The 13,399-nt window shown below is 46.8% G+C and carries 16 protein-coding genes; 15 read left to right on the top strand and 1 reads right to left on the bottom strand.

Annotated elements, in window-relative coordinates; translation table 11 throughout:
• The first annotated feature begins 38 nt into the window (after window positions 1-38).
• Both ACXAD6_RS10055 and ACXAD6_RS10050 read left to right on the top strand, forming a co-directional pair.
• Window positions 39-446, top strand: coding sequence for a DinB family protein (locus ACXAD6_RS10055; RefSeq protein WP_474968751.1), 408 nt, complete (start codon window positions 39-41; stop codon window positions 444-446).
• Between the two features lie 15 nt (window positions 447-461).
• On the top strand, window positions 462-1,508 hold the full coding sequence (locus ACXAD6_RS10050) for a dipeptidase (protein ID WP_474968750.1): 1,047 nt from the start codon (window positions 462-464) through the stop codon (window positions 1,506-1,508).
• 34 nt (window positions 1,509-1,542) lie between these two features.
• Here the strand turns inward: ACXAD6_RS10050 and ACXAD6_RS10045 are convergent, their stop codons facing one another.
• Window positions 1,543-2,463, bottom strand: coding sequence for an aldo/keto reductase (locus ACXAD6_RS10045; RefSeq protein WP_474970400.1), 921 nt, complete (start codon window positions 2,461-2,463; stop codon window positions 1,543-1,545).
• 95 nt (window positions 2,464-2,558) lie between these two features.
• On the opposite strand from ACXAD6_RS10045, the gene ACXAD6_RS10040 reads away from it, so the two are divergent.
• From ACXAD6_RS10040 to sigF, 13 genes are all read left to right on the top strand, one after another.
• Entirely contained in the window at window positions 2,559-3,101 is a 543-nt protein-coding gene (locus ACXAD6_RS10040; protein WP_474968749.1) for an NUDIX hydrolase, read from the top strand.
• Window positions 3,098-4,258 (top strand): endonuclease Q family protein, encoded by a 1,161-nt coding sequence (locus ACXAD6_RS10035; RefSeq protein ID WP_474968748.1) that lies wholly within the window; start codon window positions 3,098-3,100, stop codon window positions 4,256-4,258. The genes ACXAD6_RS10040 and ACXAD6_RS10035 overlap by 4 nt, the downstream gene beginning before the upstream one ends.
• Before the next feature lie 73 nt (window positions 4,259-4,331).
• Window positions 4,332-4,970, top strand: coding sequence for a stage II sporulation protein M (gene spoIIM / locus ACXAD6_RS10030; RefSeq protein WP_474968747.1), 639 nt, complete (start codon window positions 4,332-4,334; stop codon window positions 4,968-4,970).
• Window positions 4,971-5,087: 117 nt separating this feature from the next.
• The gene (fur, locus tag ACXAD6_RS10025; RefSeq protein ID WP_027954489.1) at window positions 5,088-5,564 is read left to right on the top strand and encodes a ferric iron uptake transcriptional regulator; all 477 of its coding nucleotides are present in this window, start codon (window positions 5,088-5,090) and stop codon (window positions 5,562-5,564) included.
• 220 nt (window positions 5,565-5,784) lie between these two features.
• Window positions 5,785-6,003, top strand: coding sequence for a DUF4227 family protein (locus ACXAD6_RS10020; RefSeq protein WP_084163029.1), 219 nt, complete (start codon window positions 5,785-5,787; stop codon window positions 6,001-6,003).
• 7 nt (window positions 6,004-6,010) lie between these two features.
• A complete protein-coding gene (gene xerD, locus ACXAD6_RS10015; protein ID WP_474968746.1) occupies window positions 6,011-6,898 on the top strand; it encodes a site-specific tyrosine recombinase XerD in 888 nt (295 codons plus the stop codon).
• Between the two features lie 96 nt (window positions 6,899-6,994).
• Window positions 6,995-8,173 carry a phosphopentomutase gene (deoB, locus tag ACXAD6_RS10010; RefSeq protein WP_474968745.1) on the top strand — a complete coding sequence of 393 codons (1,179 nt, stop codon included), beginning with the start codon at window positions 6,995-6,997 and terminating at the stop codon, window positions 8,171-8,173.
• A gap of 14 nt (window positions 8,174-8,187) precedes the next feature.
• Window positions 8,188-9,009, top strand: coding sequence for a purine-nucleoside phosphorylase (locus tag ACXAD6_RS10005; RefSeq protein ID WP_474968744.1), 822 nt, complete (start codon window positions 8,188-8,190; stop codon window positions 9,007-9,009).
• An 81-nt stretch (window positions 9,010-9,090) separates the two neighbouring features.
• Entirely contained in the window at window positions 9,091-10,392 is a 1,302-nt protein-coding gene (locus ACXAD6_RS10000) for a pyrimidine-nucleoside phosphorylase (protein ID WP_474968743.1), read from the top strand.
• 137 nt (window positions 10,393-10,529) lie between these two features.
• On the top strand, window positions 10,530-11,702 hold the full coding sequence (locus tag ACXAD6_RS09995; protein ID WP_474968742.1) for a D-alanyl-D-alanine carboxypeptidase family protein: 1,173 nt from the start codon (window positions 10,530-10,532) through the stop codon (window positions 11,700-11,702).
• 92 nt (window positions 11,703-11,794) lie between these two features.
• A complete protein-coding gene (spoIIAA, locus tag ACXAD6_RS09990; protein WP_474968741.1) occupies window positions 11,795-12,160 on the top strand; it encodes an anti-sigma F factor antagonist in 366 nt (121 codons plus the stop codon).
• Entirely contained in the window at window positions 12,145-12,585 is a 441-nt protein-coding gene (spoIIAB, locus tag ACXAD6_RS09985) for an anti-sigma F factor (protein WP_474968740.1), read from the top strand. The genes spoIIAA and spoIIAB overlap by 16 nt, the downstream gene beginning before the upstream one ends.
• A 10-nt stretch (window positions 12,586-12,595) precedes the next feature.
• On the top strand, window positions 12,596-13,342 hold the full coding sequence (sigF, locus tag ACXAD6_RS09980; protein WP_474968739.1) for an RNA polymerase sporulation sigma factor SigF: 747 nt from the start codon (window positions 12,596-12,598) through the stop codon (window positions 13,340-13,342).
• Window positions 13,343-13,399 lie beyond the last annotated feature (57 nt).

Genomic DNA, 13,399 nt, shown 5'->3' with positions numbered 1-13,399 from the left:
TTCATGAACATTTTGTAAAAAAGAAATGAGGTCTGATCTTGATTATTTATGAATTTCAGTCTGAGGAAGGGGGAAATTCTATTGGAGCTCTCCTCCTTCATACGGCTGCTGTAGAATATGTCCATCAGGTGATCAGTTTTGAACAGCGAGACCTGAATGAAGAGGAGGAACAGCGGTGGGGAGATGCCCTGATGCTCGGAAGAGGAGCGGCGGAGTCCATCCATTCGGCCCCCGTTTCCTTTTATATTAAACAATTGAAAGACGTCCGCCGCAGGACAATGGAAAGGCTCAAAGAGAAAGAGGATGAGTGGCTTTATGAACCAAGGACATGGCCGAACGGTGTCGTCCGTAATCCCTGCTGTCTCTGGTTTCATGTGATGGAAGATGAAATCAATCACAGAGGTCAAATCCGCGCGCTGGTAAGAAAAAACAAATCCATTAATTAGGAAAGGGAAATACATATGCTTCGATTTATTGACGGACATCACGATACGCTGTTGGAACTGAATGATGGATCTGACGCTTTCTTTACGGGACTCCCATCTGCTCATCTGGACTTTACCCGTGGAAGAAAAGCAGGTTTTGCGGCCGGGTTCTTTGCGGTTTTTGCTCCCAATCCAAAATCAGATCCTGATCCCGGCATTGTCCATACTCAGGCAGGTTATATGAAATCTCTGCCTCCAAGACTTTCAAGGGAATATGCGCTCGCTGCTGCTGCCAGGTCAATGACCCGTTTTTTCCAATTGGAAGAATTGTCAAAGGGAACCTTCAAAACGATACGGACGATAACAGATTTGAAGAAAGCCGTAGACGGGGAATGGATGGGAGGGATTCTCCACATGGAAGGCGCAGAGGCCATCGATAAAGATCTTGATTTGCTATATGTGTTTTACAAAGCAGGGCTTCGGTCCATCGGGCCCGTCTGGAGCAGGTCGAATCCATTTGGGGAGGGCGTCCCTTACGGGTATCCCTCTTCTCCTGATACCGGCCCGGGGCTGACACCTGAAGGGAAAGAACTCGTTCGAAAGTGCAGTGAACTGGGTATCATGGTTGATCTTTCTCATTTAAATGAGCAGGGATTCTGGGATGTGGCAGCGATTTCCGATAAACCCTTAGTGGCTACACATGCCAACGTTCACAGGATCTGCCCGGTATCAAGAAACCTAACAGATCCTCAAATCGATAAGATAGGGCAGTCCGGTGGTCTGATAGGGGTGACGTACAGCATTGATCCGAATATGGTAACCCCCCGTGCTGAAGGGGATCCTGAGGCTTCCCTGGAGGATATTGCTGATCATATCGATTATGTCAGAAACCGGATTGGTGTAGACCATGTTGCCTTAGGGTCAGATTTTGACGGTACGATGGTGCCGGATGCTATGAAGGATGTCACAGGGGTTCCCATGCTTTTAAGTGTGCTTGAGCGAAGAGGGTGGAAAAAGAACGAACTGGAGCAGCTGACTAATAAAAACTGGGTCAGGGTGCTGGAGCAGACCTGGAAAGAATAAAAAGAGCCTCCTGGCAGATCCCGGAGGCTCTTATTTAAGAACGATGTTTTTGATAAGTAAGAGGTTTTGTTAACGACTGGATCTTCCTGTACGTTTCATCTGTTAGAGCAGGAGCGGTTCTGTATGTCAGGCTGTCAGCCAATTGGTCCGTCGTCCGGGCGCCAAAAACGGCGGAGGCCACTGCAGGGTGGTGGAGGACATACTGAAGGGCGAGCGCTTCTGCGTTTTTATCTGAATCTGTTAAGGATGGCCACTCTTCAGCGATGGCCAGCACTTCATCCCTGCTGTATTCCAGATACCCGTCTTCTGCTTTCGACGCTGCTTTTTCAGGCCCCTGGCTTGAAAGCATACCTTTGGCTAATGGACCGCGGGCCAATACACTGATGTTATGGTCAGAAAGATAGTCGAGAAGCTCCTCCGGGCGCCTGTCCAAGGCATTGTACTGCATCATTATGCTTACGATGTTCGATTTTTCCACGTATTGTTTAATCACATTCGGGCGGATGGATGATATTCCGTAGGCGCGCACCAATCCTTCGTCCACGAGTTCATCAAAAGCCTGGATACTTTCATCTACAGGGTCCTCAATCGTGCCCCCGTGAAGTTGATATAAATCGATAAAATCCACACCGAGCCGTTTCAGACTGCTCTTCACCCCTTCTTTGATGTGTTTTTTAGAAGGGTCCCAGGTCCAGCCTTCTTCCCCGGGGGTGAATTTATTACCGACCTTTGAACCAATGATCACGTCATCTCGGCGTCCTTTAACGGCCTGACCTACGATTTCTTCATTTTGTCCATAGTCGTACAAGTCAGCGGTGTCCAGATAATTAATGCCGGAGTCCAGAGCCTCGTGGACGATGTCTTCTGCTTTAGCGTAGTCGGTTCCCAGGGACATGCACCCCAGCCCGATATCTGATACGTATAAATCTGAATTTCCAAGGCGTCGTTTCTTCATAGAATCATCCTTTCCTGTATAGTTTATCGTAATATTCATTGTAGACGCTACTCCTGTGATAGAATGGCGGTAGATAATCAGAGAGGATGAAATCGATGAAAAAATTTGAAGAGAAAACCTACCAGACCGAAACCATATATACAGGTAAAATTGTCCAGCTTGACGTAGACAGTGTTACTTTACCCGATGGGCATACATCTAAACGGGAGCTCATCAGACATCCGGGAGCGGTGGCGGTTATCGCGACGACCCAGGAAGGGAAACTCGTCCTTGTGGAACAGTATCGAAAAGCGATGGAGAAAAGTATCGTTGAAATTCCTGCCGGCAAGCTGGAACCGGGAGAGGAACCGAAAACATGTGCCATGAGAGAGCTTGAGGAGGAAACCGGTTATACAACCGAAGATTTGGAACTGGTCACATCCTTCTACACATCCCCGGGTTTTGCAGATGAGCTCGTCTATGTTTATTTCACGGATCAAATCAAGCCGATGGATATCCAGCCGGACGGGGATGAAGACGAATTTGTAGAAGTGATGGAACTGACTCTGGACGAAGCGGTCCAGCTGGAGAAGGACCAGCGAATCCATGATGCGAAAACAGCCTACGCCCTCCTATATCTGCAGTTGAAGCAGAAATGAAGGATTACTTCGCAGATTTACATATCCATATCGGGCGCGACTGGAACGGTGGTCCTGTGAAAATTACCGGATCCAAGAAGCTGACCCTTACGAACGTGGTTGAAGAAGCTTCCCATTCCAAAGGACTGGATATGGTAGGGGTTATTGATGCCCAGTCTCCTGCTGTCCAGGATGAAATTCAATCTCATATAACGAACGGTCAGGCAAAGGAGCTTCAGGATGGCGGTATTCAATACAAGCATACGGTTTTGATTCTTGGAGCAGAGATTGAAGTATATGATGCTTCCTGTTCAGGTCCTGTGCATCTGCTCTGTTATTTTCCGTATTTGAGGGATATGGTTCGTTTTTCAAGCTGGCTTTCCAACAAAATGAAAAACATCTCCCTGAGCTCCCAGCGTTTCTATGGTACAGCCCGGGAGCTCCAGTCGTATGTCAGGGAGCACGGAGGACTCTTTATCCCGGCCCATATTTTCACCCCTTTCAAAAGCCTTTATGGCAGGGGAGTGCGGACGTCATTAATAGAAGTATTGGACAGTACCGCCATTGATGCTGTTGAACTTGGGTTGAGTGCGGATACGGAGATGGCTTCGCATATCTTTGAACTTCAGCCTTATACGTATGTAACCAATTCAGACGCCCATTCTACGGCCAACATGGCCAGGGAATACCAAACCATTCAGATGGAAACCCCTTCATTTGAAGAGCTGCGTCTGGCTCTGCACAATCTTAGAGGAAGGAAAGTGAAGGTCAACTATGGTATGAATCCGAGAATGGGCAAATACTTTCAGACGGTATGTGCCGCCTGTCTGCAGCAACAGTCTGACAATCAGGAAAGACGCTGTCCTTCCTGCGGGAAAGGAAAATGGATCAAAGGGGTGTCCGATCGAATCCGTGAGTTGTCAGACAAGCGTCAGGAGCGGGAAAGGCCGCCATATATTCCACAGGTGCCTCTCCATACCCTTCCAGGAATCGGCCCGAAAACCTATCAAAAGCTGATAGAAGCGTTTCAAAATGAGATGAATATCATTCATCACACAGCCGAACAGGACCTGGCCGGTATCCTGCCCGAACCGACCATTGAAAAAATGATCGATATGAGGCAGGGGCGGCTTTCTATCTCCAAAGGCGGGGGAGGGAAGTACGGGAGGATCCACTAGCTTTTTCAGGTCTACTTTTTCATTTTTTCTCATAGATTGGTCATAGACCAGGTAGGAGAAAGGATGAGGGATAATGCACCAGGGCATGCGGATGGTTAAAAATGATGTACAGTCGCATATGAATATTTTCGTATTCATTTTTGTGTTGTTTCTTATGGGAATCATTTTCGGGGCTGTCATCGTAAACAGTATGAACTTTGTACAAAAACAAGATCTCTTTTTCTATTTGAAGCAGTTTTTTGAGCAGCAGGCTTCGTCTCCTGGAACGGGAAAAGCTGTTTTATGGAAGGACAGTGTGCTTTACCATGTAAAGTATATGCTGCTGTTGTTTCTGCTGGGCATTTCCGTCATCGGTATGCCTGTCATTACTGTGCTGCTATTCATTAAAGGACTGGTGCTCGGCTTTTCCGTCGGCTTTCTTGTCAACCAGATGGGATGGTACGGTCTGCTGATTTCCACCGTTTCCATAGCACCCCAGAATTTGATTATCATTCCCGTTTACCTGATCGCCGGCTCTCTTGCCTTGATATTCTCACTTACCCTCTGTAAGCAGCTTTTTATAAGAAGGGTGCACCAGCCTCTTATGAAGGGGTTCGTCCGGTACAGTGGATTGTTCGGCGCATTGATGGCTGTGCTGATGGTATCTTCCGTGATTGAGGTTTTTATTTCAAATTCTATTTTGGAACTGGTTTTAAAGTGGCTTTACGAATGAATAAATCCGCCGCCAGATAATAACGATTATCATTAACAGATTAAAATGATTATAATTTGACACTCGTTCTGTCTCTGATTATAATGAGAATGGTAAGACGAGGGAGGGACGAACGATATGGAACATCGTATAGAAAAGATAAAGAAGCAGCTGCATTCCCAAAGTTATAAGCTTACACCACAGCGGGAAGCAACTGTACGGGTTTTACTGGAAAACGAAGAAGATCATTTAAGTGCGGAAGATGTTTACCTCCTCGTAAAAGAGAAAGCACCTGAAATTGGTCTTGCTACCGTATATCGTACACTTGAACTTTTATCAGAATTGAAAGTTGTCGACAAAATCAATTTTGGAGACGGCGTTTCCCGTTATGATCTTAGAAAAGAAGGGGCCGAACATTTCCACCACCATCTCGTCTGCATCGAATGTGGATCCGTGGAGGAAATCGAGGAAGACCTTCTACTTGATGTTGAAAAAATAGTTGAAAGTCAGTGGGGGTTTGAAGTGAAGGATCACCGTTTGACCTTTCACGGCATCTGCCGGGTCTGTCAAAAGCAGGCGGTCGCTGCTTCATCTGCGGAAGAAAATAAAAAATGAACGCCGGAGGCCGCTATGCAGAATCATAGTGGCTTTTTTTATAGAGGGACCGGGCAGATGTTAAGCATCTGCTCGTTTTTATTTACAAATGAAGAAAAATCGTGTACGTTAATGCTAGATGGACTTGTGTTCTAGATACGGATGCTTTCACCTCCGCTGCGTATATTTTGAGCTGTTTCCGGCATATCCTTGAATAAAGGACAGCGGTGGGGGTGATGGAGTGGGCCGGCTTCGGCATAGTTTAAGAGATTTAGTCAAAGTCCTCTTAGTTTTTACTGTCTGCACGTTCGTCTTTTACATGGCATTGAGAATGGTTCATGGAGAATACGAAAGGCAGCATCGATATGATCCTCCAGGGGGATCAGCCGTAAAGGTGTCCAGTTCTCAAGATTCTGATTGGGCCGATCGTCTATCGATATTTTTTCGATTAGGAGAGTAGGTGGAAGATGCAGTATGCTCTTGAAGATTTTTATCACTATTTAACGGTGGAGCGCGGACTTTCACCCAACACAATACAATCCTATAAAAGGGATCTTACGCAGTACACGGCGTTTATGCAGGAAAAAGAACAGATTAAATCGTGGGATGTGGTGACGAGGGCCCATATTATGAAATACCTCCACCACTTGAATGATCAAGGGAGATCTCCGGCTACGACGGCACGTTTTCTGTCTTCCATCCGTCTTTTTCATCAGTTTTTGATCAGGGAGAAAAAGACAGAGCATGACCCGAGCCTACATATAGAAACACCGAAAAAGGAACGCCGGCTTCCTAAAGTTCTTTCTTCGGATGACGTGGATAAACTCTTGAACATCCATGCCAGGGATCCTCTTTCCTCAAGGAATAAAGCCATGTTTGAAATGCTTTATGCCACAGGGCTCCGTGTAACGGAACTGGTGTCTCTGAAGGTCAGTGATCTCCATTTGACGATGGGATTTGTCCGCTGCCTTGGCAAAGGATCCAAAGAACGGATCATTCCTCTAGGGGATATGGCGAAAGAAGCCGTGGAAAATTATTTGGATACAGGCCGTGGTGCGCTGGTCAAACAGAAAAACACGGAAGAATTATTTGTGAATCATCATGGGAATAAGCTGTCCAGGCAAGGATTTTGGAAGATTCTGAAAGCGGTTGCTCGAGAGATGGGGGTGGAGAAAGAACTGACTCCACATACGCTCCGCCATTCGTTTGCCACTCATCTGCTTGAGAACGGAGCGGATTTAAGAGCAGTACAGGAAATGCTGGGACATGCAGATATTTCCACGACACAGATTTACACACACGTCTCAAAAACAAGGTTGAAAGATGTTTACCGCTCGTATCATCCGCGAGCGTAAACTTTTTTTGCTTTACAGATGTCTGACATCCTACATCTATGGAAAAAGGGTAGTTTCAGACGAATTTGGGAAATTAAAAAACAGGAGGGATCGTTGATGAATTCATTTAAACGCGTATTTTTGGTTGTGATGGACTCCGTAGGGATCGGGGAAGCCCCGGATGCAGGAAAGTTTGGTGATCAAGGAGCAGATACACTCGGACATATCGCCGCCCACATGAACGGCTTGAATATGCCGCATATGGGAGAGCTTGGATTGAGCAACATCAGAAGGATTCAGGGAATTGAACAAGCTTCTGCACCTAAGGCGCATTATACGACTATGGTGGAGGCTTCCAATGGGAAGGATACGATGACCGGTCACTGGGAGATTATGGGTCTTTACATCGACCAGCCGTTCCGCACCTTCCCCGATGGTTTTCCTGACGAACTGCTGGATCAAATCAAGGCAAAGACAGGTAGAGGCATCGTAGGAAATAAGCCGGCCTCAGGAACAGAAATCATTAAAGAGCTTGGCGGACACCATATGGAAACCGGCGATTTAATTATTTATACTTCGGCTGATTCTGTTCTTCAGATTGCTGCCCATGAAGATGTCGTTCCACCCGAAGAACTGTTTGAGATCTGTGAATTCTGCAGGGAGATTACCAAGGATGAGAAATATATGGTCGGCCGCGTCATTGCCCGGCCGTTTGTTGGCGAGCCCGGCGCATTTGAACGTACATCCAACCGTCATGATTATGCTTTGAAACCATTTGGTCGCACAGTCATGAACGAAATGGCAGATGCAGGTCTTGATGTTGTAGCTCTTGGTAAAATTTCCGACATCTATGATGGAGAAGGTGTGACAGAAGCGGTTCGAACGAAGGACAATATGGACGGAATGGACCAGTTAGTGAAATCCATGGATAAAGACTTCCGTGGCATGAGCTTTTTGAACCTGGTTGATTTTGATGCCAAGTACGGCCACCGCCGTGATCCTCAAGGATATGGGGAAGCTTTGGAAGCTTATGATGAGCGCCTTCCCGAAGTATTGGAAAAGATGGAAGACGATGATTTGTTAATCATTACGGCTGATCACGGCAATGACCCGGTCCACCATGGTACAGATCACACGCGTGAACTTGTTCCCCTTGTCGTTTACCATAAAGGAATTGATGTAGGGAAAGAACTGGAGCAGCGCCGGACGTTCGCAGATATCGGGGCCACCATTTCCGATAACTTCGACATTCAAATGCCTGAGCATGGGCAGAGTTTCTTAAAGGATATCCAATAGGGAGGGGTATGATCATGAATCAAACGCAAGTAAAAGAAGCATCTCAATTTATTAAACAGCAGCTCACCGGACAGCCGGGGGTAGGCTTGATTTTAGGATCCGGCCTGGGGGTTTTAGCGGAAGAAATCCAAAACCCTACAGCCATCCCTTATTCCGAAATTCCTCATTTTCCGGAATCAACGGTTTCGGGTCATAAAGGACAGCTCGTCATCGGAGAGCTTGAAGGACAGCAGGTCATTGCTATGCAGGGCCGCTTCCACTATTACGAAGGCTATACGATGAAGCAGGTTACCTTCCCGGTACGCGTGATGAAAGAGCTCGGGGTTGACACTCTATTTGTCACAAACGCTGCCGGCGGCATCAATACTTCCTTTGAGCCTGGGAACTTGATGGTGATTACCGATCATATCAATAACATGGGGGACAGCCCGTTGATCGGACCAAATGATGATGAACTGGGAGCCCGTTTCCCGGACATGTCTGAAGCTTATGACCGTGAATTGGTTGTTCATGCAGAAAAGGCGGCGGAGAAGTTAAACCTTGGCATCCAAAAAGGTGTGTATGTGGGCAACACGGGTCCTGCCTATGAAACGGGAGCGGAGATCCGCATGCTCCGTACGCTTGGTGGAGACGCTGTAGGTATGTCCACGGTACCTGAGGTCATGGTGGCCAACCACGCAGGGATGAAAGTTCTTGGTATTTCCTGTATCTCCAATATGGCTGCTGGTATTCTTGACCAGCCGCTCACCCATGATGAAGTGATTGAAACAACAGCACAGGTTCGTGAAGATTTTCTCGGGTTTGTTAAGGAACTGCTCCGTACACTTTCTGTTTGACGTGTTTGAAATGAAGCAGCTAAGGTGGTGGCTCTTCAGTCACCGCCTGAAATTCTTAGTAAAAGCAAAGGGTGATAGGACATGAGAATGTATGATGTAATTGTTAAAAAACGTGACGGCGGGGAACTCACCAAAGAAGAAATACAGTTTTTTGTGGAAGGGTATACAAAAGGAGACATTCCTGATTACCAGGCGTCCGCCCTTACGATGGCCATCTATTTCCAGGGGATGACACAGGAGGAAACGGCAACGTTGACGAAAGCGATGGTCGACTCTGGTGAAACGATCGACCTTTCGGAAATTGATGGGAAGAAAGTGGATAAGCACTCGACAGGCGGTGTCGGTGACAAAGTGACCTTTATTGTAGGGCCTCTTGTTGCATCCATTGGTATTCCCGTTGCGAAAATGTCCGGGCGCGGCCTCGGTCATACAGGCGGGACACTGGACAAGCTGGAATCTGTCAAAGGCCTTGAAATTGAGATGAGCAAAGAGAAGTTCATCGAGAATGTCAACAAATTCAAGCTCGCGGTTGCAGGACAGACAGGCAATCTGGCACCAGCTGATAAGAAGCTTTATGCACTGAGGGACGTAACTGGAACAGTCAACTCCCTGCCTCTCATCGCCGGTTCAATCATGAGTAAGAAGATTGCATCCGGGGCAGACAGCATCGTTTTGGATGTAAAAACAGGAACGGGTGCCTTCATGAAGACACTGGAGGATTCCGAAGCTCTTGCGCGTGAAATGGTGAATATTGGTAATAACCTGGGAAGAAAAACCGTAGCAGTGATCAGTGACATGAACCAGCCGCTCGGTTATGAAGTTGGAAATGCGAACGAGATTAAGGAAGCGGCGGAAATACTACAGGGAAGCCCTGTGGAAGACCTTCGTACACTATCCTTGGAAATCGCTTCCCATATGGCTGTCCTGGCTGATAAGTTCCCTAGTTACGAGGATGCATATGAAGCGCTGGAAGCCAATATTGAAAACGGCAAGGCATTTCAATCCCTGCGCAACCTTATTGAAGCACAAGGGGGAGATGTATCCATGATCGACGATCTCTCCAAACTTCCGCAGGCGAAGTATCAAGTAGAAGTAAAAGCCGACAAAGATGGATTCGTTTCAGCTATTGACGCGGAATCCATTGGTGTTGCCGCTATGTACCTCGGTGCAGGTCGTGCGACAAAGGATGATGAAATCAACCATGGCGTCGGAATTACGATGAAGAAAAAGATTGGTGATTCGGTAAAAGCGGGAGAACCTCTCGTCGTTCTTCTAAGTGATGATGAACAGCCGGAAGACTCGATCCAAAAGGTCCAGCAGGCGTATACGATTTCGAACGAACAGGTGGAAAAACCTACGTTGATCCACAACATCATTAAATAAACCGGAAGACGGAGTCCCAGTGGCTCCGTCTTTTTTTATGGGGATGATCATAAAAAACATGCGGCAAAGAGGTTTGTATAGAAGATCATGGAAAGGGAAAGCTAGGGGCACTTACAGCTATATGGGAGGTTTAGGGAATGAGAAAATTAATAGGTGTCATCCTGGCTATGTGTTTATCCGCCGCTGTCCTTCCGGCGGGCATATCAGCGGAGGAAAAGGCGTCATTGGATATTGTGAACTCAGCCAAATCGGCTGTGCTGATGGAAAAAAACAGCGGGCGGACACTTTTTGATAAGGATGCAGATAAGAAGCTGCCTCCAGCAAGCATGACAAAGGTCATGACGCTTTTATTGATCATGGAGGAACTGGAAAAGGGCGGAATCACTCTGGACGAAATGGTCCGCGTCAGTGAACATGCCGCATCCATGGGAGGGTCGCAGATTTTCCTTGAAGCTGGGGAGGAGATGACAGTGGAAGACCTTCTCAAAGGAATCGCCGTAGCTTCCGGTAATGATGCCAGCGTAGCAATGGCTGAACGAATTGCCGGTAGTGAAAAAGAATTTGTAGCGATGATGAACAAAAAAGCAGAGGCGCTCGGTTTAAAAAACACCCATTTTGAAAATCCGACGGGACTACCGGCTGAAAACCACCTGAGTACCGCCCGTGATATGGCTGTTATGGCCCGTGAATTACTTCTCCACGATGAAGTAACCACCTATACAAAGATTTATGATGATTATCTGCGTAAAGGACAGGATAATGAATTTTGGCTGGTGAATACGAACAAGCTCATCAAAACCTATCCCGGAATGGATGGTTTGAAAACAGGCTACACCTCCGAAGCGAAATACTGCCTGACTGCATCCGCCCAGCGGAATGATATGCATATGATTGCAGTCGTTATGGGGGCGGCCACCCCGAAAGAGCGCAATGCTGATGTTTCGAGTCTGCTGGACTATGGGTTTTCCCAGTTTGAAGGTGTTAAGCTTTATTCCAAGGATGATGCGATGACAACGCTGAACCTGACAAGGGGAGAGCCTCGTCAAGCGGTGTTGAAACCGGAGAAAGATGTTGTTGTTCTGAAGAAGAAAAATGACAAAAAGACAGATTATGAAACAGAGTTGAAGGTAGACGACAGTCGAAGTCTTCCCTATGAAAAAGGGGCGCACATGGGATGGGTTGTTGTAAAAAATGGTGGTGAGGAAGTCGCCAAAGTACGTCTGGAAACTTCAGAACCAGTGGAAGAAGCAGGATTTTTCCAGTTATGGGAACGGTCCTGGAGGAATTTGACGAGCTTTCAGAGGTTTTAGCACTTTCCCACTAGTATTGTACCAGAGCAGGAAATGACTCAGAAAAGGACGAAAAGACTTAGGGACTCTTAAATGTCAGAGGAGGAATTCACTTGAGTCTTCAAAGTCAGTTCGCTGTCAGGGAAAATGTTTTAATCGTTCGTTTAAATGGAGAGCTCGATCATCATGAAACAGGATACTTGAGGGAAGCCTGGCAGAAACATCTGGAAAATGAAGCGGTAGAACATGTGATCGTTAATTTGGAAAAACTATCCTTTATGGACAGTTCCGGCCTTGGTGTGATGCTTGGTCGTTATAAAGAAGTACAGGCTAAAGGGAATGTCATGGTCGTTTGTTCTGTATCCCCTGAAGTTACACGCTTGTTTGATATGTCCGGTCTATTCAAAATAATACAGCTGATGGATAATGAAGCCGCTGCACTGGAAAGTCTGGGGGTGGCATCATGCGGAATGAAATGACCCTTGAGTTTCTAAGTATCAGCGCCAATGAATCTCTGGCCAGGGTTTCCGTCGCTTCCTTCATCAGTCAGCTCAACCCGACGATGGAGGAGCTGACAGATATTAAAACCGTTGTATCCGAAGCGGTTACCAATGCGATTATTCATGGCTATGAAGAAAAGAGTGACGAAAAAATTGTTCTTACCTGTGCCATAGATGGAGAAGAAATTGAATTGATTATCAAGGACCATGGGAGCGGTATTGATAATATCGATCTTGCCAAGGAACCCTTATATACCTCCAAACCGGAATGGGAGCGTTCCGGTATGGGATTTACAATTATGGAGAACTTTATGGATCAAGTGGATATCACATCTGAGCCCGGGGTCGGGACGACCATCCGTATGACCAAGCAGCTGACGTCCACCCGTGCGCTCTGTAATTGAGGCTGCGCCTATGGGAGATGCCACTAAAGAACGTCTGTCGGATAAAGATGTAAAGGCATTGATTAAGAAAAGTCAGGCAGGAGATCAAGAGGCCAGGGATTTTCTTGTTGAAAAGAATACCAGGCTTGTTTGGTCGGTGGTGCAGCGTTATCTGCGCCGGGGGTATGATCAGGATGATCTTTATCAAATCGGCTGCATCGGTCTTTTAAAGTCCATTGATAAATTTGATCTTAGTTATGATGTGCGTTTTTCTACGTACGCCGTTCCTATGATTATTGGTGAAATTCAACGGTTTATCAGAGATGACGGCAGTGTCAAGGTAAGCCGCAGTCTGAAGGAACTGAATCATAAAGTCCGGGCGAAAAAAGAAGAGCTTTTAAAGGAATATGGCCGGTCGCCAACCGTCAATGAACTGGCCGGGGCTCTCGGTATGTCCAAGGAGGAAATTGTCCAGGCAGAGGATGTCGGCCGGGCACCTCAGTCCATTTATGAAACCGTTTATGAAAATGAAGGAGACCCCATTACCCTTGTTGACCAAATCGCTGAGGAGGATGACAGCTGGTTTGATCAGCTTACACTGCAGGATGTCATGAGCCGGCTGGATAAACGGGAGCGTCTCATCATTTATCTCAGGTATTATAAAGACCAAACACAAACAGAAGTTGCTGAGAGGCTTGGCATATCACAGGTCCAGGTGTCCCGGCTGGAGAAAAAGATTCTGGCGGATATGAAAGCTACCATGAATGATACGAGTTAAAGGACTGCGCCTGCTGAAGGTGCAGTTTTTTTATTGGACACCTGCTGCAGCGAGGAG

This window comes from Halobacillus sp. ABH2_015, assembly GCF_056158945.1.
Note: the sequence above shows the minus strand (reverse complement) of the source record. Positions and strands in the feature narration are given on the sequence as shown.

What these genes read in the sequence shown, in the direction of transcription:
- ACXAD6_RS10050 (WP_474968750.1), top strand. Translation starts at nt 462, where the DNA reads ATGCTTCGATTTATTGACGGACATCACGATACGCTGTTGGAACTGAAT.
- ACXAD6_RS10045 (WP_474970400.1), bottom strand. Translation starts at nt 2,463, where the DNA reads ATGAAGAAACGACGCCTTGGAAATTCAGATTTATACGTATCAGATATC.
- ACXAD6_RS10040 (WP_474968749.1), top strand. Translation starts at nt 2,559, where the DNA reads ATGAAAAAATTTGAAGAGAAAACCTACCAGACCGAAACCATATATACA.
- ACXAD6_RS10035 (WP_474968748.1), top strand. Translation starts at nt 3,098, where the DNA reads ATGAAGGATTACTTCGCAGATTTACATATCCATATCGGGCGCGACTGG.
- spoIIM (WP_474968747.1), top strand. Translation starts at nt 4,332, where the DNA reads ATGCACCAGGGCATGCGGATGGTTAAAAATGATGTACAGTCGCATATG.
- fur (WP_027954489.1), top strand. Translation starts at nt 5,088, where the DNA reads ATGGAACATCGTATAGAAAAGATAAAGAAGCAGCTGCATTCCCAAAGT.
- xerD (WP_474968746.1), top strand. Translation starts at nt 6,011, where the DNA reads ATGCAGTATGCTCTTGAAGATTTTTATCACTATTTAACGGTGGAGCGC.
- deoB (WP_474968745.1), top strand. Translation starts at nt 6,995, where the DNA reads ATGAATTCATTTAAACGCGTATTTTTGGTTGTGATGGACTCCGTAGGG.
- ACXAD6_RS10005 (WP_474968744.1), top strand. Translation starts at nt 8,188, where the DNA reads ATGAATCAAACGCAAGTAAAAGAAGCATCTCAATTTATTAAACAGCAG.
- ACXAD6_RS10000 (WP_474968743.1), top strand. Translation starts at nt 9,091, where the DNA reads ATGAGAATGTATGATGTAATTGTTAAAAAACGTGACGGCGGGGAACTC.
- ACXAD6_RS09995 (WP_474968742.1), top strand. Translation starts at nt 10,530, where the DNA reads ATGAGAAAATTAATAGGTGTCATCCTGGCTATGTGTTTATCCGCCGCT.
- spoIIAB (WP_474968740.1), top strand. Translation starts at nt 12,145, where the DNA reads ATGCGGAATGAAATGACCCTTGAGTTTCTAAGTATCAGCGCCAATGAA.
- sigF (WP_474968739.1), top strand. Translation starts at nt 12,596, where the DNA reads ATGGGAGATGCCACTAAAGAACGTCTGTCGGATAAAGATGTAAAGGCA.